The sequence below is a fragment of the Stenotrophomonas sp. CASM101 genome (assembly GCF_049384845.1).
Lineage (GTDB): Bacteria > Pseudomonadota > Gammaproteobacteria > Xanthomonadales > Xanthomonadaceae > Stenotrophomonas > Stenotrophomonas hibiscicola.
On record NZ_JBMRFR010000022.1, the window covers coordinates 20,332 to 43,678 of the forward strand.

The 23,347-nt window shown below is 64.2% G+C and carries 18 protein-coding genes; 11 read left to right on the forward strand and 7 right to left on the reverse strand.

Going from position 1 to position 23,347, the window contains the following annotated elements:
* The first annotated feature begins 15 nt into the window (after window positions 1-15).
* Both VG543_RS19490 and asd read left to right on the forward strand, forming a co-directional pair.
* Window positions 16-666 (forward strand): SCO family protein, encoded by a 651-nt coding sequence (locus VG543_RS19490; RefSeq protein WP_010483041.1) that lies wholly within the window; start codon window positions 16-18, stop codon window positions 664-666.
* The gene (asd, locus tag VG543_RS19495; RefSeq protein ID WP_021203408.1) at window positions 663-1,505 is read left to right on the forward strand and encodes an archaetidylserine decarboxylase; all 843 of its coding nucleotides are present in this window, start codon (window positions 663-665) and stop codon (window positions 1,503-1,505) included. The genes VG543_RS19490 and asd overlap by 4 nt, the downstream gene beginning before the upstream one ends.
* A gap of 91 nt (window positions 1,506-1,596) precedes the next feature.
* On the opposite strand, the gene VG543_RS19500 is transcribed toward asd, so the two are convergent.
* Window positions 1,597-1,944 (reverse strand): ribonuclease E inhibitor RraB, encoded by a 348-nt coding sequence (locus VG543_RS19500; protein ID WP_019660608.1) that lies wholly within the window; start codon window positions 1,942-1,944, stop codon window positions 1,597-1,599.
* Between the two features lie 24 nt (window positions 1,945-1,968).
* Window positions 1,969-3,573 carry a transglycosylase SLT domain-containing protein gene (locus tag VG543_RS19505; RefSeq protein WP_058981100.1) on the reverse strand — a complete coding sequence of 535 codons (1,605 nt, stop codon included), beginning with the start codon at window positions 3,571-3,573 and terminating at the stop codon, window positions 1,969-1,971.
* Window positions 3,574-3,695: 122 nt separating this feature from the next.
* Here VG543_RS19505 and VG543_RS19510 point away from each other — a divergent pair, with 122 nt between their 5' ends.
* Both VG543_RS19510 and greB read left to right on the forward strand, forming a co-directional pair.
* Window positions 3,696-5,201 (forward strand): helicase HerA-like domain-containing protein, encoded by a 1,506-nt coding sequence (locus VG543_RS19510; protein WP_423179067.1) that lies wholly within the window; start codon window positions 3,696-3,698, stop codon window positions 5,199-5,201.
* Between the two features lie 93 nt (window positions 5,202-5,294).
* Window positions 5,295-5,801: a transcription elongation factor GreB gene (gene greB / locus VG543_RS19515; RefSeq protein ID WP_423179068.1), complete on the forward strand. Its 507-nt coding sequence runs from the start codon at window positions 5,295-5,297 to the stop codon at window positions 5,799-5,801.
* Window positions 5,802-5,854: 53 nt separating this feature from the next.
* Here the strand turns inward: greB and VG543_RS19520 are convergent, their stop codons facing one another.
* The 3 genes from VG543_RS19520 to VG543_RS19530 all read right to left on the reverse strand — a co-directional run bounded on the left by VG543_RS19520 (window position 5,855) and on the right by VG543_RS19530 (window position 8,555).
* Window positions 5,855-6,676, reverse strand: coding sequence for a DUF3025 domain-containing protein (locus tag VG543_RS19520; protein ID WP_423179069.1), 822 nt, complete (start codon window positions 6,674-6,676; stop codon window positions 5,855-5,857).
* Window positions 6,673-8,034, reverse strand: a complete 1,362-nt coding sequence (gene rimO / locus VG543_RS19525; protein WP_312543883.1) for a 30S ribosomal protein S12 methylthiotransferase RimO — start codon at window positions 8,032-8,034, stop codon at window positions 6,673-6,675. The genes VG543_RS19520 and rimO overlap by 4 nt, the downstream gene beginning before the upstream one ends.
* 218 nt (window positions 8,035-8,252) lie before the next feature.
* Complete coding sequence (locus tag VG543_RS19530; protein ID WP_021203403.1) at window positions 8,253-8,555, reverse strand: hypothetical protein; 303 nt, start codon at window positions 8,553-8,555, stop codon at window positions 8,253-8,255.
* Window positions 8,556-8,783: 228 nt separating this feature from the next.
* On the opposite strand from VG543_RS19530, the gene VG543_RS19535 reads away from it, so the two are divergent.
* From VG543_RS19535 to VG543_RS19545, 3 genes are read left to right on the forward strand one after another with little or no spacing between them, the layout of a single operon-like run.
* The gene (locus tag VG543_RS19535; protein ID WP_346469277.1) at window positions 8,784-9,455 is read left to right on the forward strand and encodes a dienelactone hydrolase family protein; all 672 of its coding nucleotides are present in this window, start codon (window positions 8,784-8,786) and stop codon (window positions 9,453-9,455) included.
* Window positions 9,452-9,874 carry an HIT domain-containing protein gene (locus VG543_RS19540; protein WP_019660615.1) on the forward strand — a complete coding sequence of 141 codons (423 nt, stop codon included), beginning with the start codon at window positions 9,452-9,454 and terminating at the stop codon, window positions 9,872-9,874. Before VG543_RS19535 ends, VG543_RS19540 begins: the two co-directional genes overlap by 4 nt.
* Window positions 9,875-9,889: 15 nt before the next feature.
* The gene (locus VG543_RS19545) at window positions 9,890-10,057 is read left to right on the forward strand and encodes a LiaI-LiaF-like domain-containing protein (RefSeq protein WP_005410498.1); all 168 of its coding nucleotides are present in this window, start codon (window positions 9,890-9,892) and stop codon (window positions 10,055-10,057) included.
* A 95-nt stretch (window positions 10,058-10,152) separates the two neighbouring features.
* Here the strand turns inward: VG543_RS19545 and dcd are convergent, their stop codons facing one another.
* Window positions 10,153-10,725, reverse strand: coding sequence for a dCTP deaminase (gene dcd / locus VG543_RS19550; protein WP_005410499.1), 573 nt, complete (start codon window positions 10,723-10,725; stop codon window positions 10,153-10,155).
* Window positions 10,726-10,800: 75 nt separating this feature from the next.
* Complete coding sequence (gene apbC / locus VG543_RS19555) at window positions 10,801-11,655, reverse strand: iron-sulfur cluster carrier protein ApbC (RefSeq protein ID WP_031270225.1); 855 nt, start codon at window positions 11,653-11,655, stop codon at window positions 10,801-10,803.
* A gap of 213 nt (window positions 11,656-11,868) precedes the next feature.
* Between apbC and VG543_RS19560 the strand changes: the two genes are divergently transcribed.
* The 4 genes from VG543_RS19560 to VG543_RS19575 all read left to right on the forward strand — a co-directional run bounded on the left by VG543_RS19560 (window position 11,869) and on the right by VG543_RS19575 (window position 23,217).
* Entirely contained in the window at window positions 11,869-14,664 is a 2,796-nt protein-coding gene (locus VG543_RS19560; protein ID WP_019660618.1) for a TonB-dependent receptor domain-containing protein, read from the forward strand.
* Window positions 14,665-15,017: 353 nt separating this feature from the next.
* Window positions 15,018-17,825, forward strand: a complete 2,808-nt coding sequence (locus VG543_RS19565) for a TonB-dependent receptor domain-containing protein (protein ID WP_423179070.1) — start codon at window positions 15,018-15,020, stop codon at window positions 17,823-17,825.
* Between the two features lie 381 nt (window positions 17,826-18,206).
* Window positions 18,207-21,014: a TonB-dependent receptor domain-containing protein gene (locus VG543_RS19570; protein ID WP_058981090.1), complete on the forward strand. Its 2,808-nt coding sequence runs from the start codon at window positions 18,207-18,209 to the stop codon at window positions 21,012-21,014.
* Window positions 21,015-21,183: 169 nt separating this feature from the next.
* Window positions 21,184-23,217 carry an alpha/beta hydrolase family protein gene (locus VG543_RS19575; protein WP_423179071.1) on the forward strand — a complete coding sequence of 678 codons (2,034 nt, stop codon included), beginning with the start codon at window positions 21,184-21,186 and terminating at the stop codon, window positions 23,215-23,217.
* The last annotated feature ends 130 nt before the right edge of the window (window positions 23,218-23,347 follow it).

Sequence of the window (23,347 nt, forward strand, 5' to 3'; positions counted from 1 at the left end):
CGCGCGGGGGCACCCATGTTCAATCGCAATGCCGGCATCATCCTGCTGATCGCCCTGGCGGCGGGCCTGGGCCTGCTGGCCGCCCAGCAGGTGTTTGCGCCGAAGCCGCCGGCCAATGCCCCGGCCACCGAAGCGATCACGCTGTACCCGCAGCCGCGCGAACTGCCCGACTTCAACCTGGCCCAGTCCGACGGCACCCGCCTGATACCGGGTGAGCTGAAGGGCCACTGGACGCTGGTGTTCCTGGGCTTCACCTTCTGCCCGGACGTCTGCCCGACCACCCTGGCCGAGCTGGCTGGCGCGCAGAACCAGTGGGAGGCCCTGCCCGACAGCCTGCGCCCGCGCGTGCTGTTCATCTCGGTCGACCCGGATCGTGACAGCGCCACCCGGCTCGGCGAGTACGTGCACGGCTTCCACAAGGACACCCTGGCCGCCACCGCCGATATCCCGTCGCTGGAGCGCTTCGCCACCTCGCTCGGTTTCGTGTTCCAGAAGGTGCCGGGCAAGCACTTCGACGAGAACCCCGAGGATTACACCGTCGAGCACTCAGCCAGCCTGGCCGTGCTCGACCCGCAGGGCCGCCTTGCCGGCCTGGTACGGCCCCCGTTCAACGCGCCGGCGATCGCCCGCGACCTGCAGAAGCTGACCGAGAAAACCGCCCCATGAGCCTCACCACCGCCCTGACGTACGCCCTGCCCCACCGCCTGCTGTCTTCGATGGCGCGTTCGCTGGCGTACTCGGACGATCCGCGCGTGTCGCGCTGGCTGATCGACACGGTCACCCGCAAGTTCAACGTGAACCTGGACGAAGCGGCCAACCCGGACCCGCGCAGCTATGCGACCTTCAACCAGTTCTTCACCCGCGCGCTGAAGCCGGGCGCGCGCGTGGCCGACGCCGATCCGCGCAGCCTGGTGATGCCGGCCGACGGCCGCATCAGCCAGCTCGGCAGGATCGAGGCCGGCCGCATCTTCCAGGCCAAGGGCCAATCGTTCACCGCCGCCGAACTGCTGGGCAGTGACGAGGATGCCAAACCGTACAACGACGGCCTGTACGCGACCGTGTACCTGTCGCCGCGCGACTACCACCGCGTGCACATGCCGTGGACCGGCACCCTGCGCGAGACCGTGCACGTGCCGGGCCGCCTGTTCAGCGTCGGCCCGGCCGCAGTGAACGGCGTGCCGCGCCTGTTCGCCCGCAACGAGCGCCTGGTCTGCCACTTCGACACCAGCTTCGGCCCGATGGTCAGCGTGATGGTGGGTGCGTTGCTGGTATCGGGCGTCGAAACCGTGTGGAGCGGCGAGGAAATTCCGCATTATGGCGACCGCATCACGCGCAAGGACTACCGCGGCCAGGGCATCAGGCTGGAGCGCTTCGCCGAGATGGCGCGCTTCAACTACGGTTCGACCGTGATCGTGCTGCTGCCGCCGGGCGTGGCTGAGTTCGCCCCGCAGCTGGCCGCTGAAAGCCCGGTGCAGCTGGGCCAGGCGCTGGCGAAGCTGCGCTGAGGCTTCGGTAGTGCCGGCCGCTGGCCGGCATCTCCGTTGATCCAACGCGTCGGGCATTGCCGGCCAGCGGCCGGCACTACCGGTACGCGCGTTACTGCAGGACCGGGGCCGGACCGACGTCCATGCCGTCGTAGTCTTCCACGCCCTTCTCCGCGGCCAGCGCTGCGAATTCCTGGTTGCGGCGGTCCAGCGAGGCTTCGTCGTGGATCTCCACGCGCTCTACATGCAGCACGTGGAACGGCGCGTCGCCCTCTTCCGGCTCCTGCTCGAACAATTCCACGAAGGTATAGCCCTCCGCCTGCAGGTGCTCTGCCAGCGCCTGCAGCGGCTCAGCGGTGGAGTGCACGAAGAAGTACCCCCACAGCAACGGGCCCTTGATGTCCCAGTCGGTGTTTTCGCGGAGGTTGGCGAACAGGTTGCGGGTGTCTTCGAGGTCCATTGCAGATTCCAGCGGTCGTGGGAATTACTTGTCGCAGCCCTGCAGCTTCAGCGTCTGGCCCTGGCGCAGGCTGTAGGCCGGGGCCTTCAGGCCGTTGGCGCGGGCCAGGGTCGGCACATCGCACTGGAACTTCGCGGCAATGGCGCCCAGGGTTTCACCCCGGCCCACCTTGTGGCTGCGCGGCGGCTTTGGCCGTGCGGCCGGGCGCGGCGCGGCCACCGGAGCGACCGGGGTGGTCGGCACGCTGGTGGAGGCTGCGGCGTCGGCCACCGGCACCACGCCGCCCACGGCCACGCTGCCGGTGTAGCTGGCGGCGGCCGGGCGCTTGATCGCCGCGTTCAGGTCGGCGGTGATCAGGGTACGGGCCAGGTCGGCACGCGGGCCGCTGACGCAGTTGCGCTGGTACAGGCCGGCGATGCGGGTGGTGGCGTTGATCAGCGTGCCGGCCGGAATCCAGCCGTCGGCTTCATAGCGCGGGTTGAGGTTGCGCAGCGCGCGCATGTAGCCATCGCGGGTGCCGTGGCTGCCCAGGCAGATGGTCAGTTCGTAGATGGTGGTGGACTTGGCCAGGCGCAGCGTGGCCGGCTGCGCGCTGATCTTCGGGAATTCCACGCCGTACTGCTGCGGGTGCAGGAAGATCCAGGCCGCCGCGATCACCATCGGCACATAGTCCTTGGTCTCGCCGGGGAACTGGTTGTAGACACTGTCGGTCCAGAAGCTCTGGCCCGCACTCTGCTTGAACACGCGCGCGGCACGGCCTTCACCACCGTTGTAGGCGGCCACCGACATTTCCACGTTGTTGTTCAGTTCGCGCAGGCGCTCGTTGAGATAGCTGGCGCTGGCCTCGGCGGCGCTGCGCGCGTCGAAGCGGGTGTCGAAGCCGGTGCCATCCGGGCCAAGGCCGAAGCGGCGGCCGGTAGCCGGCATGAACTGCATCAGGCCGGCGGCGCCGGCGCGCGAGGAGGCATGCACGCGGCCGTTGGACTCCTTGGCCATGATGCCGAACAGCAGCGCCTCGGGCAGGCCGCGCTTTTCCCACTCCGGCCACATCACCGCACGCAGGTTCTGGTAGTTCTCGTAGCTGGTCAGCAGCGCCGGGCGCATGTCGGTCAGCCAGCGGCGGATGCCCGCCTGCACGGCCGGGTTGTATTCGACCATGCTGTCGAAGGCGTGCCGCTTGTCGTTGAGCAGCGCAGCGGCGCGGGCCGCCTCCGGCACGTCGGCGGTAAGCGGGCCGATATGGTCGGGGTCGGCTTCCAGCCGGTCACCGCCCTCGTCGGCCACCTCATCGCTGCCCGCCGCATCGGCGTCGTGCTTGAGCAGGCGCTTGTAGCTGGCCAGCAGCGTGCCCATCTGGCAGCCCTTCTGCTTCACGCAGTCGTTGAGAACGTCTTCCATGTCCTCCAGCGCCGCGTCGGCCTCGTTGCTGCCCTTGGGGTCGGCATTGGCGACCAGCAGCAGCGCATCGCTGTAGCGCTTCTCGGCGACGGTCATGCGCTGCTGCAGCGCATCCACCTTCGCCTTGTCCCGGGCCGAGACCCGCTGCGCATGGGCGTCGGGCGCCAGGGAAACCAGGCCGGCCAGGGCCAGCAGCGGCCAACCGCGGGAAATCAGGACAGGAACGGGCATTGATGGCACTGTGTGCGAAACAGGCAGGCAGAGTAGCGGCGCCGCCAAGGTCGGGGCAAGCCGACCTTCGGACTGCCACTGCCGGCGGTTAACATTGGGCTATTCACCACAAGGGCTGGACCATGGATCCGATTCTGCTCGGCAAAGGCATCACCGACGATGTGGCCGTCACCCTGCTGCCGAAACTCGGCAACCGCCACGGCCTGGTGGCCGGCGCCACCGGCACCGGCAAGACCGTGACCCTGATGACCCTGGCCGAAGGCTTTTCGCGACTGGGCGTACCCGTATTCCTCGCCGACGTGAAGGGCGACGTGTCCGGCCTGGCCGTGCCGGGCACCGGCGCGGAGAACCTGCTCAAGCGCGCCGCCGAGATCGGCGTGGCCGACTACGCACCGGCCGCCAGCCCGACCATTTTCTGGGACCTGTACGGCAAGCTCGGGCATCCGGTGCGCACCACGGTCAGCGAGATGGGCCCGACCCTGCTGGCGCGCATCCTCGAGTTGAACGACACCCAGTCCGGCGTGCTCGACATAGTGTTCAAGCTGGCCGACGATCGTGGCCTGCTGCTGCTGGACATGGACGATCTGCGCGCCCTGCTTGGCCTGGTGGCCGAGGAGCGCAAGGACATTTCCACCGAATACGGCCTGGTCAGCGCGCAGTCGATCGCCGCGATCCAGCGGTCGGTGCTGCGCCTGGCGCAGGATGGCGGCGAGAACTTCTTCGGTGAGCCGGCCCTGGAACTGGCCGACATCATGCGGGTCAATCACGACGGCCGCGGCATGATCGGCATCCTCGCCGCCGACCAGCTCGTGCTCAAGCCCAAGCTCTATTCCACCTTCCTGCTGTGGCTGCTGTCGGAGCTGTTCGAACAGCTGCCGGAGGTGGGCGACCTGGACAAGCCGAAGCTGGTCTTCATCTTCGACGAGGCCCACCTGCTGTTCGACGACGCACCGCCGTCGCTGGTGCAGCGCATCGAGCAGGTGGTGCGCCTGATCCGCTCCAAGGGCGTGGGCGTGTACTTCTGCTCGCAGTTCCCCGACGACGTGCCGGGCAACATCCTCGGCCAGCTCGGCAACCGCGTGCAGCACGCGCTGCGGGCGTTCACCCCGCGCGACCAGAAAGCGGTGAAGACCGCGGCCGAGACGTTCGTGCCGAACCCGAAGCTGGACGTGGCCAAGGTACTGAGCCAGCTCGGCACCGGTGAGGCCTTGGTTTCCACGCTGCAGGACAAGGGCGTGCCGATGCCGGTGCAGCAGACGATGATCGCGCCGCCACGCTGCCGGATGGGGCCGATCACCGAAGCCGAGCGCGCCCAGGTGCGTGCCGGCAGCCCGGTCGGCAGTCGCTACGACACCGCGATCAACCGCGAATCGGCTGCAGAACTGCTGGCCCAGCGCGCACAGAAGAGCGTCGAGCAGGCGCAGGCGCCAGCCGCGCGCAGCCGCGAACAGGACGATGCGCAGGAAGGCGGTTTTGGCCAGGCGATCAAGGATGCGATTTTCGGCACCAACCGCCGCCAGGGCATGATCGAGACCATGGCCAAGCAGACCACGCGCACGGTCGGCACCAAGCTGGGCAACCAGATCGTGCGCGGCCTGCTGGGCGGCATCTTCGGTGGCAAGCGCTGATCTGATCCGCCGCTGCTGGGGTCAGAGCCCTTCCCGCGGAAGCGGAGTCTGACCCCACCCTCCGTTCGTCCCCCGGAAAAGAAGTCGTATTGCATGTCGCGCTGGCGTCCCCCTGCAGAAAAGAGCACCGCCCTGATCACCGCCTCCGGCCACGCTCGGCTGAAGGCCGAACTGGATGACCTGTGGCGGGTACGGCGACCCGAAGTGGTGAAAGCACTGGCCGCAGCCGCCGCAGAAGGCGACCGTTCGGAAAATGCCGAGTACACCTACCGCAAGAAGCAGCTGGGCGAGATCGACCGCCGCGTGCGCTACCTGACCAAGCGGCTGGAATCACTGCGCGTGGTCGACACTACGCCAACCGATCCGCTGGCGGTGTTCTTCGGCGCGTGGGTGGAGCTGGAGAACGTGGACAGTGGCGACACCAGCCGCTACCGCATTGTCGGCCCGGACGAGACCGACGCAGGCCTGGGCTGGATCAGCATCGATTCGCCGCTGGCGCGTGCGCTGCTGAAGAAGCGGCTGGATGACGAGTTTTCGGTGGAGCTGCCCGGCGGGCGGTTCACCTTTGCGGTGATCGGCGTGGAATACGAGCCGTTGTAGAGCCGAGCCCATGCTCGGCTGATGGGCAAACGCAGCCGAGCATGGGCTCGGCTCTACAACGGCGGCGGGTATGTGCGTCCCGCACGCAGCGGGCGGAAGTAGTCGGCATTGCGATAGAAGGCGGCGTCCTGTCCCTCGTGCCACCCCGGGATTCCAGCCAACGGCAGCGGACGCAGCTGCAAGGGATCGGTCACCGCCCTGCCCTCGGCGATGGCCACGGCCACCGCGTCAACGCAGGCCGCATCGGCATCGCTGTGCACCACCACGCACTTGCCCACTAGCAATCGCCCTGGCAGCAGTGCCTGTTCCATCAGCGCATGCCCGAATACCGCGGTGATGGCGATGTCATCGCTCTGCCAGTTCACCGGGTCAAACAACGCGGGCCAGTCGTGTGCATCCCAGGCAGCCCGCAGTGAGTCATCGCGCACGCGCACGATCACACCGGTTTCGTCGAACTGGGTCAACGCGGCCTGCGCGCGGTTGCGCTGGCCAGGCGGCATGGCCTCGATATGCCCGCACTGCTGCACATTGAGCGCACGCTTCAGCTGTGGGCATGAGGCCCAGACCAGCGCATTGAACAGGTCGTGCCAGTTGTCTGCGCGGGTGGCGATGCGCCCCTGCGCGATGCGGGCTTCGTAGTGCAGGCCATCGGCCAGCAGCGCGGCGTCCTGTTCAACCAGGCGCTTCCCGGGCAATGGCAGGCGCGCATCAAGTGCAGCGATGGACGGCCAGCGAGGGCCGAGCAGCAGATCCCGGAAATCCTGCAATCCGGCAAACAACGGATGCGCGAACACCTGCGGATCGACCGCCGCACGCGGCGGCGGCACGAAGCGCCGGACACCGCTGCCGTCACCGGCGGCGGCCGTTGCGATCACAGTACCTTGAGGTCGAACGCCGGGCGGGCATTGGCCGGCAGCGCATCGCCGTACAGGTCGTGCTCGTCGCTCTCGGTGATTTCCACGTCGACGAAATCGCCCACCCGCAGCGGCACCTGATCGGCGTTCTGGATATGCACCAGGCCGTCGATCTCCGGCGCATCGGCCCTGGAGCGGGCCACGGCGATATCGCCTTCGATGGCATCGACCAGGCACTGCTGCACGGTCCCGATCTTGGCTTCCAGGCGCGCGGCGGAAATCTGCGCCTGCTTCCCCATGAAACGGGCCAGGCGTTCCTGCTTCACCTCTTCCGGCACGGCGTCAGGCAGGTCGTTGGCGGTGGCACCCTCGACCGGCGAGTAGGCGAACGCACCGACGCGATCCAGCTGCGCTTCGTCAAGGAACGACAGCAGTTCCTCGAACTCGGCTTCGGTTTCGCCCGGGAAGCCGACGATGAAGGTCGAACGCACAGTGATGTCCGGCGCGATACGGCGCCAGTTCTGCACGCGCTCCAGGGTCTTCTCCACCGCGCCGGGGCGCTTCATCAGGCGCAGGATGCGCGGGCTGGCGTGCTGGAACGGGATATCCAGGTACGGGAGGATGCGGTTCTCGGCCATCAGCGGCACCACTTCGTCCACGTGCGGATACGGGTAGACGTAGTGCATGCGCACCCACGCATCGAGCTCCGACAGGCCTTCGCACAGCGCCTTCAAACGGGTCTGGTAGGCCTTGTCGCGCCACATCTTTTCGGCGTACTTCACGTCCACGCCGTAGGCCGAGGTGTCCTGCGAAACCACCAGCAGCTCGCGCACGCCGCCACGCACCAGGCGCTCGGCTTCACGCAGCACCTCGTCCACCGGGCGCGAAACCAGCTTGCCGCGCATCGACGGAATGATGCAGAAGCTGCATTTGTGGTTGCAGCCCTCGGAAATCTTCAGGTACGCGTAGTGCCGCGGGGTCAGCTTGATACCGTAGTCGGGCACCAGGTCCACGAACGGATCGTGCTTGGGCGGCAGTGCTTCATGCACCGCTTCCATCACGCTCTGGTAATCCTGCGGGCCGGACACCGCCAGCACGTTGGGGTACGCCTCGCGGATCTGCTCCGGGCGCTTGCCCAGGCAACCGGTGACGATCACCTTGCCGTTCTGGTTCATCGCCTCGCCGATCGCGTCCAGCGACTCGGTCACCGCAGAATCGATGAAGCCACAGGTGTTGACCACCACCACGTCGGCCGAATCGTAGGACGGGACGATGTCGTAGCCTTCCGAGCGGAGCTGGGTGAGGATGCGCTCGGAATCGACAAGGGCCTTCGGGCAGCCAAGGCTGACGAAGCCGACTTTGGGGTTCAGCTGGGACATGGAATCGCGGGACTCTGGGGGCCTGGGCCCCTGCCGGCATGGCAGGGGTTCCTGGGGGCCGGGGCCTGAAAGGGCGCCAGTATACCGGGGTTGGCGGCGGCGCTCTGAACGGCCAGCCGCCCCAGTGAGGATACCGGGCTGGCCTGATGGCTCGCCGCTATCGTCCCGCGCCCTGAGACGCGCCCCGAGGAAGGGGCCGTCGTTCGGCCCCTTGTACCTCAGGAGCTGGACAATCGCTTGGCCATCGCCACAGCAAGCTCCAGCCTGCCTGTCGGAGCCTCGCGCCCGCCCGCGTCCAAGGCAGATGGGATGCCCACTACCGGGATCTCCCATGCGCAGATCTGATCGCATACGAGTTGCTTGTGCTGACAGATCGGGTGATCAGCACCGTTGTTTGCTACACACTCGGCCCAGCCCCTGGAGCACGCGGTGCACCTCGGATAAGGGTCCGCAGCCTTGGCAGGCCCCATCACCGCAAGCAATGAAATGCCCATTACTGCCATCACGATCATGCTCTTCATCAATCACTCCGTTAATTTGACGAAAAAACGCACGTGCGGCGCCAACTACGATCAAGCGCAGTGGTGCCCCGCCATCTAACCACCTTAGGCCATGGTTTCCAACCCTGCCCGCAGATAGCTGGAGACGCCAGGCAGCTGGAAATCACCGATCCGGCCCAACTGCCGACATGACGTGCACTGACGCGCACCGGATAATCGGGTTTCAGTTTCCAAAGCGAGTCAGCCGCGATGAACGAATGGATCACCCTGGATACGCACCACGGCACGGTACGGGCTTGGCAGGCACTCCCCGAGGGCACCGCGCGAGGCGGGCTGGTGGTGGTGCAGGAAATCTTCGGCGCCAACCCGCACATCCGTGCCGTGGCCGAGCGCTTCGCCGCCGAGGGCTATGCGGTGCTGGCTCCTTCGTTCTTCGACCTGGTCGATGGACCCGATGCCGACCCGGATGCCCTGCCCTACGACGCCGACGGCGTGAAGCAGGGCCTGGAAAGGGTCAGCGCGCTGGGCATGGAGAAGGCGCTGGAAGTGGTCCGCGCGGCGGCCACCCGGCTGGCCCCCTACGGCAAGGTCGGCACCGTCGGCTACTGCTGGGGCGGCACGGTGGCGATGCTGTCGGCGCTGCGGCTCGGGCTGCCGTCGGTCAGCTACTACGGCGCACGCAACGTCCAGTTCCTCGATGAGACACCCAAGGCGCCGGTGATCTTCCACTTCGGCACCCAGGACAGGAGCATCCCGCCGGAGGCCGTCCAGGCCCACCGCGACAAGCTGCCGCAGATGGCCACTTTCGTCTATCCGGCCGACCACGCCTTCAACCGCGAGGTCGGACATGCGTATGATCCAGACAGCGCCGCCCTGGCGCTGCAACGCACCCTGGACTTCTTCTCGGAGCATCTTGGATGAGCGAATTCGAACTCGATTCACGCCTGGCCACCGATAGCGTGCTGGTGGCGGAAGGACCGTTGTCGCAAGTGCGGCTGATGAACGACGAACGATTCCCCTGGCTGGTGCTGGTACCACGCCTGGCCGGGGTGACCGAGTGGATCGAGCTGGACGGCGAGCAGCAGGACAAGCTGCGCACCGAGCTCAACCGCGCCTGCAAGGCCCTGAAGGGCCACGACGGCGTGGAGAAGATCAATATCGGCGCGCTGGGCAACATCGTGCGCCAGCTGCACTTCCATGTGATCGGCCGCCATGACGGCGATCCGGCCTGGCCCGGCCCGGTCTGGGGCAGCGGCCCGGCGCACCGCTACGAGCCTGCGGCGCTGGACCAGCATGTCGCCTACTGGAAGGAACGGCTAGGATATCCAGCCCGTTCCTGAGCCTTGCCCGACCCGATGCGATTCAACCTCGTTGCCGCCATCCTGCTGATCCTGATCGGCCTGTTCATGCTCGCCAGCAACCTCGGCTGGACGCACCTGAACCTGTCCAAGCTGCTGCTGACCTGGTGGCCGGTGGCACTGGTGGGCGTGGGCATTGCGATGCTGTTCGGTCGCGGCAAATGACGTAGCGCCGGGTCGTGCCCGGCGAACGCACCGCGTGGACCATGCGAAAACGCCGGGCACGGCCCGGCGCTTTCGTCATGCAATGACGCGGGCGATCAGGTCCGCGGCAGGGTCACGCCGGTCTGGCCCTGGTACTTGCCGCCACGATCGCGGTACGACGTCTCGCAGATGTCATCGGCCGCGGCCTGGAAGAACAGCATCTGCGCCACGCCTTCGTTGGCATAGATGCGGGCCGGCAGCGGCGTGGTGTTGCTGAATTCCAGGGTGACGTGGCCTTCCCACTCCGGTTCCAACGGGGTCACGTTGACGATGATGCCGCAGCGCGCGTAGGTGCTCTTGCCCAGGCACACCACCAAGGTGTCGCGCGGGATGCGGAAGTACTCCACGGTACGCGCCAGGGCGAAGCTGTTCGGCGGGATGATGCACTCATCGGCCGTGATGTCGACGAAGCTGCCCGAATCGAAATGCTTGGGATCGACAATCGTCGAGTTGATGTTGGTAAACACCTTGAACTCGCGCGAGCAACGGACGTCGTACCCGTAGCTGGAGGTGCCGTAGCTGACGATGCGCTCGCCATTGGCCTGCTTGACCTGCCCGGCCTCGAACGGCTCGATCATGCCGTGCTGCTCGGACATGCGGCGGATCCAACGGTCACTCTTGATGCTCATGCTTTGTCCTGGGTACGAGGGGGCGCGTGGATTCTAGCAGGGGGCCGGGCGTCGCCGGCGGCCCTGCCCTGGCACCTACAGCAGCGAAGAGAGAATCGGAATGGAGGCACGCGGGCGCTTGCCCACTTCCTCGATCAGGCGCTGGGCGGCATGGCGGTAGGCCTGGGCTGGCACCGAATCGGGCTGCGCCACGGTGATCGGAGTGCCAGCATCCCCCTGCTCGCGGATGCCGATCTGCAGCGGCAGCGAACCCAGCAACGGCACACCATACTGCGCGGCCATGCGCTCGCCGCCGCCCTCGCCGAACAGGTGCTCGACATGCCCGCAGCTGCTGCAGGTATGTACCGCCATGTTCTCGACGATGCCCAGCACCGGCACCTCCACCTTCTCAAACATCTTCAGCGCCTTCTTCGCATCCAGCGTGGCGATGTCCTGCGGCGTGGTAACGATCACCGCACCGGCCAGCGGAATCTTCTGGGTCAGGGTCAGCTGGATGTCACCGGTGCCCGGCGGCAGGTCGATCAGCAGGAAATCCAGGTCATCCCACAGCGTGTCATTGAACAGCTGGGTCATCGCCGAGGTGGCCATCGGCCCACGCCAGATCATCGGCGTATCCTCTTCGATCAGGTAGCCGATCGACATGGTGTCCACGCCGAACGCGCGCAGCGGCTCGATGCTCTTGTTGTCAGGGCTTTCCGGACGACCGGACAGGCCCAGCATGGCCGGTACGCTCGGCCCATAGATGTCCGCGTCAAGCACGCCCACGCGTGCGCCGAGCTGCTGCAGCGCCACGGCCAGATTGACTGCGGTGGTCGACTTGCCGACGCCGCCCTTGCCCGAACCAACCGCGATCACGTTGCGGATGCGGGCATGCGGCGTGAGCCCCTTCTGGACCTGGCTTGCATGGGGACGGCGGGGAGAACTGTTCACAACGAGCACCGGCGGGTCAGGGGGAATAACCAAACATCATACAAGCTGGACACAAGCTGACTGAAATTCAGGATTGCTACAGATTCGTGCACAGGTTGTTAAGTTCATGTTACGTTCGCTAAGCACTGGTTTTGGGCTGCGTCGCTGTTTCATTGCACGCACGATGGCGCATGCGCAGTGCCGTATTTGTATTTGCTCTTTGAACGGAACCACATGAAAGACCTTCGCAATTCCGCACGTCGCAACACCCTCGCCGTCGCCTTGATTTCCGCCCTGGTCGCCGCCTCGCCGGCAATGGCCCAGGACAAGGCCACCAACCTGGACAAGATCACCGTCACCGGTTCGCTGATCCCGCAGACCCAGGTTGAGACCCAGACCCCGGTCATGACCATCAGCGCTGAAGCCATCCAGTCGCGCGGCTTCAACAGCGTCGCCGAAGTGCTGCAGCAGTCTTCGCTGACCACCGGCGGCATCCAGGGCGGCCAGACCTCCGCCTCGTTCACCCAGGGCGCTGAAGCCGCTGGCATGTTCGGCCTGAATCCGGGGTACACCAAGTACCTGATCAACGGCCGCCCGATGATGTCCTACCCGGCGCTGTACAACGGCGGCGACGCGTTCAACAACATCAGCGGCATTCCGATCGACATCGTCGAGCGCATCGAAGTCCTGCCGGGCGGCCAGTCCTCCCTGTACGGTTCGGACGCGATCGCCGGCGTGGTCAACATCATCCTGAAGGACCACATGGAAGGCGGCAGCCTGTCCGTGCGTGGCGGCACTTCCACCGAAGGCGGTGGCAGCAGCTTCCGCATCAGTGGCGCGCACGGCTTCTCGGCGCTGGACGACCGCTTCAATGCGCTGGTCAACGTGCAGATCGAAAGCAGCAACCCGATCTGGGGCTACCAGCGTGACCTGACCAAGCAGAACAACACCCACGGCTACACCGCACAGCTGCCGTCGAACGACTTCGCCGTCATCGACGCCAAGACCAATGCGCTGTACATGATGGACCCAGGCAACTGCGCCAATGTCGCCGGCCAGTTTGGCGGCACCACCGTGCTGGCCAACCGCCCGACCGGCCAGTCCTGCGGCTCGGTGTTCGGCGCCGGTTACAAGACCCTGAAGAACGGCAAGGACAGCGGCCAGTTCTATTCGTCGATGACCTTCGACGTGAACGACAACTTCCAGCTGTTCGCCGACGTGCTGTACAGCAAGGAAAAGACCGAATACACCTCGGGCTCGAACTACCTGTGGTGGGGCACCAAGAGCACCATGGGCGGCTTCTACGACCAGGCGTCGGGCAAGCTGGTCAACCTGCAGCGCGCCTTCGCTCCGGAAGACATCGGCGGCGAAGGCTACAAGAGCATCCTGAACAACGACAAGAGCCGTGCCTACCAGGTCACCCTGGGCGGCAAGGGCGCAGTGGGCAACTGGGACTACAGCCTGAGCTTCACCCGCGGCGAATATCGCCTGGATGAAAGCAAGTTCCAGCGCTTCGGCAATGCCATCAACAGCTACTTCGCCGACAAGGTGCTCGGCCCGCAGCTGGGCACCAAGGATGGCTTCGGCATCTACAACACCAACTGGGGCGCGTTCTACTCGCCGATCTCGCCGGAAGATTTCGCTGGCTTCACCGGTTACACCACCAACCACAGCCGCACCTGGCAGAACCTGGCTCGCGCGCAGGTCACCAACGGTTCGCTGTTCTCGCTGCCGGGTGGCGATGCGGGCCTGGCCGTGGTCGTCGAAGGCGGCAGCGAAGGCTGGGACTACAGCCCCGACCAGCGCCTGCTGGACGGCGACGTGTGGGGCTCGTCGGCTGTTGCCGGCAACGGCCATCGCAGCAACTATGCGGTGACCAGCGAACTGCGCATGCCGCTGCTGGAGTCGCTGACGGTGACCGCTTCCGGTCGCTATGACGCCTTCAAGATCGCCGACAACACCGTCGACAAGGCCACCTACAGCGTGGGCGTGGAGTTCCGTCCGATCGAAAGCCTGCTGTTCCGCGGCAAGTACGGCACCGCCTTCCGCGCGCCGACCCTGCCCGACGCCTTCCAGGGTCGCAGCGGCTACTATGCTGCCAACTCGACCGACTACTACCGTTGCGGCGAGCTGGGCTACACCCCGGGCAACACCGACGCCTGCCGCTACGCCGACAGCGTCTCGGTCTATTCCGAGCGGGCCGGCAACCCGGACCTGGAGCCGATCACCGCCGACGTCTGGAACGCGGGTATCGTCTGGGCACCGATGGCAAACCTGTCGATCTCGGCCGACTACTACAACTGGAAGATCGAGAACGAAGTCGATACGGCCAGCACCGACCAGCTGCTGCTGGCCGAGTACTACTGCCGCAACGGCCTGCCGAATGGCTCCTCGGCCACCTGCCAGAACGTGGCCGACTGGGTCGTGCGCGATTCGGCCGGCAACCTGAGCTCGCTGTACACCCCGAAGATGAACGTGGCCCGCCAGAACCTGCAGGCCGTGACCGTCGGCTTCAAGTACCTGCAGGACATCGGCCGCTTCGGTTCGCTGCAGTTCTCGGGCAACTACACCAACATGCTGAAGCGTGAAGTGCAGGCGCAGCCGGGTGAGGACTTCCAGGACCTGCTGGGCAACCCGAAGTCGATGTGGAACTACGACAGCTACGCCAAGGTCCGTTCCGACGCGTCGGTGGCCTGGTCGCTGGACAAGTGGACCACCACGCTGTACGCGAACTACATCGGCCACACCCCGAACTACCTGGCAGGCCTGAACGGCTACGAGTACACCCACGCCGCATCGGGCTACAAGGCAGGCAAGTGGGGTTCGTACACCACCTACAACCTGAGCGTGAACTACCGTGCGCAGGATGACCTGACCCTGTCGCTGATGGTCAACAACGTGTTCAACAAGATGCCCGAACAGCAGGCCCACAGCTACCAGGGCACCTCCGGCACGCCGTTCAACAACTACCTGTACAACGTCTACGGTCGCACCGTGTACGTGCAGGCCAAGTACGACTTCGGCAAGTAATCCCGTCGTTTTCCGGGTTTGATTCCGGACCAGGCCCCGCTTCGGCGGGGCCTTTTTTTTGGATTGATATTCAGCGCGGAACAGCGACTTCCGCTGCCAGCCAGCATTTATTTACTCATCATTCATTCAGCCAGACTCGGCAAAGTCCACTGATTAATGCAACCAATTGTTTTTTAAAATAAAAATATTATTCAAGGCCAGCCCCAGCTCAACACATTACAAAGTCGCGCAAATCAGGTTAAGCGTGTGTTACGTTCGAAAGACGCCGCCATTCTGGTTTTGAAGGCTGCTGAACCATCCATGAGTTCCCAGGAAAGGGAAAACGCGTTTCTCACGACCACACGGAGTACCGCATGTCTCGTAATGGCTTCCCGCGTCACCCGCTCACCCGCGCCATCCTCAGCGGCCTGATCCTGGCCGGCAGCAGCGCGATCGCGCTCGCCCAGGAAAACACGCCCACCGATCTCGGACGCGTAACCGTCACCGGCTCACTGATCCCGCAGACACAGATCGAGAACCACACGCCGGTCCTGACTGTTACCGCCGAGGACATCCAGACCCGCGGCTTCACCAGCGTGGCCGAAGTACTGCAGCAGAATTCGCTGACCACTGGCGGGCTGCAGGGCGGCCAGACCTCAGCTTCGTTCACCCAGGGCGCCGAAGCCTCAGGCATGTTCGGCCTCAGCCCGAGCTACACCAAGTACCTGATCAACGGGCGGCCGATGCTGTCCTACCCCGCTCTCTACAACGGCAGCGACACCTTCAACAATCTCAGCGGCATCCCGATCGACATCGTCGAGCGCATCGAGATTCTGCCGGGCGGCCAATCGTCGCTGTACGGCTCGGACGCGATCGCCGGCGTGGTCAACATCATCCTCAAGGACCACATGGACGGCGGCGTACTGAACGTGCGCGGCGGCGCCTACACCGAGGGTGGCGGCAACGATTTCCGAGTCAGTGGCGCGCATGGCTTCAACGCCTTCGATGACCGTTTCCATGCGCTGGTCAACGTGCAGTACGAGAAGAGCAGTCCGATCTGGGGTTACCAGCGCGACCTGACCAAGCAGAACAACACCCGTGGCTATACGCCACAGGTTCCGACCAACGACTTCCTGGTCTACCTGCCGGACCAGCAGAACGCCTACGTGATGATGGATCCAAGCCGCTGTGCCAACGTGGCCAGCCAGTTCGGCGGCACCACCGTACTGGGCACGCGCGCGGTCGGTGAATCTTGCGGCTCGCCCTTCAGCGCTGGCTACAAGACGCTGAAGAACGGCAAGGAAAGCAGCCAGATCTATTCGTCGATGTCCTTTGATGTCAACGACAACTTCCAGCTGTTCGCCGATGCGCTGTACAGCCTGGAGGAGGTCCAGTACAACGCCGGTTCGGGCTACGCGTTCTGGGGCAGTGATGTCGGCTTCGGTGCGTTCGTCGACCAGGCCAGCGGCGAATACATGAACCTGCAGCGCGCGTTCGCGCCGGAGGACATCGGTCCCGCCGGCTACCGTGACACCATGAGCACTGATCGCAACAAGGCCTACCAGGTCACGTTGGGAGGGCGTGGCAACTTCGGCAACTGGGATTACAGCGCCAGCTTCAGCCGAGGCGAGTACAAGCTGACCGAGCGCAGCTTTGCGCGCTGGGCGAACGAGATCGACAGCTACTTCGAAGACCGCGTGCTGGGCCCGGTACTGGGCATCACCGACGACGGCTACAACATCTACAGCCCCAATTGGAGCGCGTTCTATTCGCCGCTGCCGGCCGGTGATTTCCAGACCTTCACCGGCTTCACCTACAACAAGAGCCGCACCTGGCAGAACCTGGGCCGCGCGCAGATCACCAACGGTTCGCTGTTCAAGCTGCCTGGTGGTGATGCCGGACTGGCCGTGGTGGCCGAAGCCGGCAGCGAAGGCTGGTCGTACACCCCTGACCAGCGCCTGCTGGACGGTAGCGTGTGGGGCACAACCTCGGTGGCCGGTGCCGGCCATCGCAGCAACTACGCGGTGACCAGCGAGCTGCGCATGCCGCTGCTGGAGTCGCTGACCGTGACCGCCTCCGGACGTTACGACGCGTTCAGGATCGCCGAAAAGACCGTCGACAAATCGACCTACAGCATCGGTATCGAGTTCCGCCCGATCGAAAGCCTGCTGTTCCGTGGCAAGTACGGCACCGCCTTCCGCGCGCCCAGCCTGTCCGACGCGTTCCAGGGGCGCAGTGGGTACTACGCCAATGGTTCGATCGACTACTTCCGCTGTGGACAGCTCGGCTTCAACCCCAGCGACACGGTGGGTTGTCCCTATGCCAATGAATCGGTGTTCGGCGAGCAGTCAGGCAACCCTGAGCTGGAAGCGATCACCGCCGACGTCTGGAATGCCGGCATCGTGTGGGCGCCGATCAACAACCTGTCGGTGTCGGTGGACTACTACAACTGGAAGATCAAGAACGAGGTCAATACGCTCAGCTCCGACCAGTTGCTGCTGGCCGAGTACTACTGCCGTAATGGCCAGACCAACAACACCTCGGCCAGTTGCCAGAACGTAAACGACTGGATCACCCGCGATGGCGCCGGCAAGCTGGAACAGATCTACACGCCCAAGATGAACATCGCCAGCCAGAACCTGCAGGCGGTAACGGCCAGCTTCAAGTACGTGCAGGACATCGGCCGCTTCGGCGCGCTGCAGTTCTCCAGCAACTACACCAACATGATCAAGCGCGAGCTGCAGCCGCAACCGGGCGATGAGTATCTGGACCTGCTGCGCGACCCGTACGCGATGTGGAACTACGACCAGTACGCCAAGGTGCGTGCCGACGGTGCGGTGGGCTGGGCGAAGGACAAGTGGACTACCACGTTGTACTTCAACTACATCGGCAAGACGCCAAACCGCATGGCGTACCTGGGCAAGGGCTACGACTACGTGCATCCGTCCGGCTACCAGGCCGGCAAGTGGGGCTCATACACCACCTACAACCTGAGCGTGAACTATCAGGCGATGGACAACCTGACGCTGTCGATGATGGTCAACAACGTGTTCAACAAGATGCCCGACGGTCAGGCACACAGTTACGCCGGCAACGTCGGCGCTCCCTACAACAGCAGCATCTACAACCCTTACGGCCGCGCCGTCTACGTGCAGGCCAGGTACGAGTTCGGCGGGAAGTAAGCAGCACACGTCTGTTGGACCAACGGCCCCGCTTCGGCGGGGCCTTTTTTTAACAAATGTTGCACGAATCCACATCCACACCATTTGTTAATATTTCATTAGCATGCCGGTCGTTACGTAAGCTATTGATTTATATGTTGAATGTAAAAGTGAACAACACCGTTCCGCAGCGCAACATTTTGAAACATTCCCAAACAAGCAGCCTTAGATTTTGATTTAAAAGAACTTTTTCAGAGAAAGCCAGCCTGTTGTTGTGACTGGACTATTTTGTCTACGTGAACGCCGTGTTACGGTCCAGCTGAATGGATTGCAACTGAACAAATCATGAAAGCTGTCAGGGAGGACGTCAGCCAGCCGACAACGCTCATACGGGGATCCATCATGTCTTGCCATCGCTCCACGCCGCTGCGCCACCCACTGACCCTCGCCCTGCTTGGCACCCTGCTCGCCTCCGGTACCGCGCTGGCGCAAAGCGGCAACGCACCGACCCAGCTTGACCGCGTCACCGTCACCGGCTCGCTGATTCCACAGACCGAAATCGAGAACCACACGCCGGTCCTGACCGTCACCGCCGAGGACATCCAGACCCGCGGCTTCACCAGTGTGGCCGACGTACTGCAGCAGTCCTCACTGTCCACGGGCGGCCTCCAGGGCGGCCAGACCTCGGCCTCGTTCACCCAGGGCGCCGAAGCGGCCGGCATGTTCGGCCTCAGCCCGGGCTACACCAAGTACCTCATCAATGGCCGCCCGATGCTTTCGTATCCAGCGCTGTACAACGGCGGCGATACGTTCAACAACATCAGCGGCATTCCCATCGACATCGTGGAGCGCATCGAGATCCTGCCGGGTGGCCAGTCCTCCCTGTATGGCTCGGATGCGATTGCCGGCGTGGTCAACATCATCCTCAAGGAACGCATGGACGGCGGCGTTCTCAACGTCCGTGGCGGTGCCTACAGCGAAGGCGGTGGCAACAGTTTCCGCCTGAGCGGCGCACACGGGTTCAATGGCGTCGATGACCGCTTCCACGCGCTGGTCAACGTGCAGTACGAAAAGACCAGCCCGATCTGGGGTTACCAGCGCGACCTGACCAAGGTCAACAATCCAGACGGCTACAGCCCGCAGTACGTTTCCAACGATTTCCTGGTGCTGCTGCCGGCCGCCAACAACCGCTACGCCATGATGGACCCGAACCTCTGCGCCAACGTGGCGGGCCAGTTCGACGGTACCACCGTACTGGGCACCCGCCCGACCGGCCAGGCATGCGGCTCGGTGTACGGCACCGGCTACAAGACCATCAAGAACGGCAAGGAAAGCGCACAGATCTACAGCTCTGCCACCTTTGACCTCAATGACAACCTGCAGCTGTTTGGCGATGCGCTGTACAGCCTGGAAGAGGTCAAGTATGCGACCGGCTCCAACTACACCTGGTGGGGCACCTCGTCCGGCTGGGGTCGCTTCTACGACCAGGCCAGCGGCCAGTACATGAACCTGCAGCGCGTGTTCGCCCCGGAAGACATCGGCGGCGCCGGCTACCGCGACATCATGAACACCGACCGCAACAAGGCCTACCAGGTGACACTGGGCGGCCGCGGCACGGCCGGCAACTGGGACTACAGCGTCAGCTTCACCCGTGGCGAGTACAAGCTGACCGAGCGCAACTTCGTGCGCTGGAACGATCCGATCAACGACTACTTCGAGCAGCGTGTGCTGGGCCCGGTGCTGGGTACTACCAGCACTGGCTACAACATCTACAGCCCGAACTGGGAAGCGTTCTATGCGCCACTGCCGGCAGGTGATTTCCAGACGTTCACCGGCTACAGCTACAGCCAGAGCCGTACCTGGCAGAACCTGGCCCGGGCCCAGGTCACCAACGGGTCGCTGTTCAAGCTGCCCGGTGGCGACGCCGGCCTGGCGGTGGTGGTTGAGGGTGGCAGCGAAGGTTGGGACTACACTCCCGATCCGGGCCTGATGGATGGCAGCGTCTGGGGCACCACGGCGGTCTCCGGCGCCGGCCACCGCAGCAATTACGCCGTGACAGGCGAACTGCGCCTGCCGCTGCATGACATGCTGACCGTGACCGGATCCGGCCGCTACGACGCCTTCAAGATCGGCAGCAACACCGTCGACAAGTCCACCTACAGCATCGGCATCGAGTTCCGCCCGATCGAGAGCCTGCTGTTCCGTGGCAAGTACGGGACGGCCTTCCGCGCGCCGACCCTGTCCGATGCCTTCCAGGGCCGCAGTGGCTACTATGCCAACGGCTCCACCGACTACTACCGTTGCGGCCAGTTGGGGTATGCCCCGAGCAACACCGCTGGCTGCCCGTATGACAGCGTATCGGTGTTCGGTACGCGTTCGGGCAACCCGGACCTGGAGCCTATCACCGCCGACGTCTGGAACGCGGGCGTGGTGTGGGCTCCGATCAATAACCTCTCGCTGTCGGTTGACTACTACAACTGGAAAATCAAGAACGAGGTCGACACGCTCAGTTCGGACCAGTTGCTGCTGGCCGAGTACTACTGCCGTAACGACCAGGCCAACAACACCTCTGCAAGCTGCCAGAACGTCAACGACTGGATCACCCGTGATGCATCCGGCGTGCTGGACGAGATCTACACCCCGAAGATGAATGTTGCGCGCCAGAACCTGGAAGCTTTGACCGCCAGCTTCAAGTACGTGCACGACATGGGTCGCTTCGGTTCGTTGCAGTTCTCGGGCAACTACACCGACATGCTCAAGCGCGAGCTGCAGCCGCAGCCGGGCGATGAGTTCCTGGACCTGCTGCGTGACCCCTACGCGATGTGGGTGTACGACTCTTACGCAAAGGTGCGCGCGGACGGCTCGATCGGCTGGGCCAAGGACAAGTGGACCACTACCCTGTATGCCAACTACATCGGCAAGACGCCGAACTACATGGCATACCTGGGCAATGGCTACGACTATGTGCACAGCTCCGGCTACAAGGCGGGCAAGTGGGGCTCCTACACCACCTACAACCTGAGCGTGAACTATCGCGCGCTGGACAACCTGACCCTGTCGCTGATGGTCAACAACGTCTTCAACAGGATGCCGGACAACCAGCGCTTCAGCTTCGCCGGCACCAGTGGCCAGCCGTACAACAATTACCTGTACAACGCCTACGGGCGAGCCATCTACGTGCAGGCCAAGTACGAGTTCGGTGGCCGCTGATCCGCTGACGCCACTTGTGCTGCAGAAGGCCCCGCTCCAGCGGGGCCTTCTACTTTGGAACGCAACCAGGGCCGGCCAGGGTTGTAGATTTCACGCCAAGTTGACGAACCGGGCGCCCTCGTTCATCTTCAGGTCATCTTCCAGTCAAACTGCCAAGGATGCCCTGTACATGAAAGCCACACGCCTCTTCGCCCATCTGGGCGCTGCTGCTACGCTGCTGGGCCTGGCCGTGGGCCAGGCGCTGGCTACACCGCTGCCGGTCGACGACTTCGCCAAGATTCCCGCCATCCAATCGGTCACCATGAGCCCCGATGGCAAGCAGCTGGTTGCGATCATCGCTGCCCCGGGAAGCAACAACGGTGACACCGCGCTCGCCAACTGGAACCTGGACAATCTCGGCGCAGGCCCGGTGGCCATCACGCCCTCCGGCGACCGCATGAAGTTCATCGCCGCCAGCGCATTGAAGGCCGGCCGCAGCCTTGTCATCGGCCGCCAGGAACTTACCGCGCAGCTGGCCGGTTGTGGAGAAGGCAACTCGGTGGGAAACACCAAGACTTTCCTATCGAAGGCTTACCTGACCGACACTTCCCAGACCAAGTTCGACGAAGCATTCGCCGACAATTCACGCAAGCTTGGCATCAGCGAACAGACACAACGCTGCCTGGAACTGGCGGGAACTGCGTCACTGGTTCACTCGCTCCCAATGGACCCTGACAAGGTCATCATTTCACAGATCAATCAGTCAACGTTCTCGGCAGGCTACTACCTGTTCAATCTCAAGACCGGACAGACCGAGCTGCTCTTCCGTGGCGACGCGCGCTCGACGCCCGGGTTGTTCCATCCCCGCAGCGGCGAACTCCTGACAAGGACCCAGATCGAACCGGCCGGGTCGAGCGAGTACGAACAGCAGATCCTGATCAAGGACAAGGCAAGCGGAAAGTTCGAGAAGCACGATGCGCTGACAACCAAGCTCAGCGAACGCTACACGATGGACGTGGCCGGCATCGATGACCAGACCGGCAAGCTCTACATCCTCACCGACAGATTTTCCGAGCAGGTGCAGGCCCGCCTGTACGACCCAGCAACCCGGACCTTCGACAAGGAGCCGCTGGCCGCCCACCCGCAGCATCCGATCAGCGGCCTCATCCTCGGCAGCAAACCCAGCAACTTCAATCAGGTTCTGGGCTTCTATGTGGATGGGCCGCGGCGCGAAGCGATCTATGTCGATCCGCAGATGAAGGCCCTCTACGACGGCCTGAAACAGGCCTATCCGGGGAAGTACGTCGCCATCACCGGCTACAACGACGATCTCTCCCGCGTGCTCTTTACCACCAACAGTGCCGACACGCCGACGACCTATCACATACTCAGCGACCGCAAACAGGTGACCACCCTGGGCAGTGAGCGACCCTGGATCGATGGCAGGCAGATCGGCCAGCAACGCTGGGTCACCTATACCGCCCGCGACGGACGAAAGATTCCCGCCATCCTTGATCTGCCCGCGGGCTGGAAGGAAGGGGGAGAACCACTTCCAGCGCTCGTGCACCCGCACGGTGGCCCATGGGCTCGTGACTATGCCGGCTGGGATGCATCTGGCTGGGTGCCTTACTTCACCTCGCGTGGCTACGCTGTCATCCGCCCCCAGTATCGAGGCTCAACCGGCTTTGGACGCGACCACTGGCTCGCGGGTGACAGGCAGTGGGGGCTGACCATGCAGGACGACAATGACGATGCGGCTGCGTGGCTGGTGCAGCAGGGCATCGCCGCAAAGGACCGCCTGGCCATCTTCGGGTACTCCTATGGCGGCTTCGCAGCCGCGGCAGCCACGGTCCGCAGCCCCTCGACTTTCCAGTGCGCCATTGCCGGAGCGCCCGTCACCGATCTCGGCAGAGTCGGCATGTCATGGAGCGAGAACCGCCTGCAGCGCATCCTGCAGGGGCAGACCGTCAAGGGAATGGACCCGATACAGAACACGGCCAAGGCGACCATCCCGGTACTGCTTTACGTCGGAGATCGTGACGTACGTACTCCGGCGTTCCACGCCCGATCGTTCTACAACGCAGTCCAAGGCAAGGTTCCGGCGAAGTTCGAGTTGATCGCCGACATGCCGCACAGCATGCCGTGGTACCCGAGCCACTACCGGGCCACGCTGCCGCTGATGGCCGACTTCCTGGCCAAGGACTGCGGCCCAGGCGGCCTGTAGGCCGCCCAGGGAGGCACCCTGCCGTCGTCCACGCAGCTGGGGAGCTCTGCAGCTCCCCATCGGCACATGAATACGCCATTAGCAAAAGCGCGTTACATACGGGGAATGTTCATGTTGCATTTACTTTACG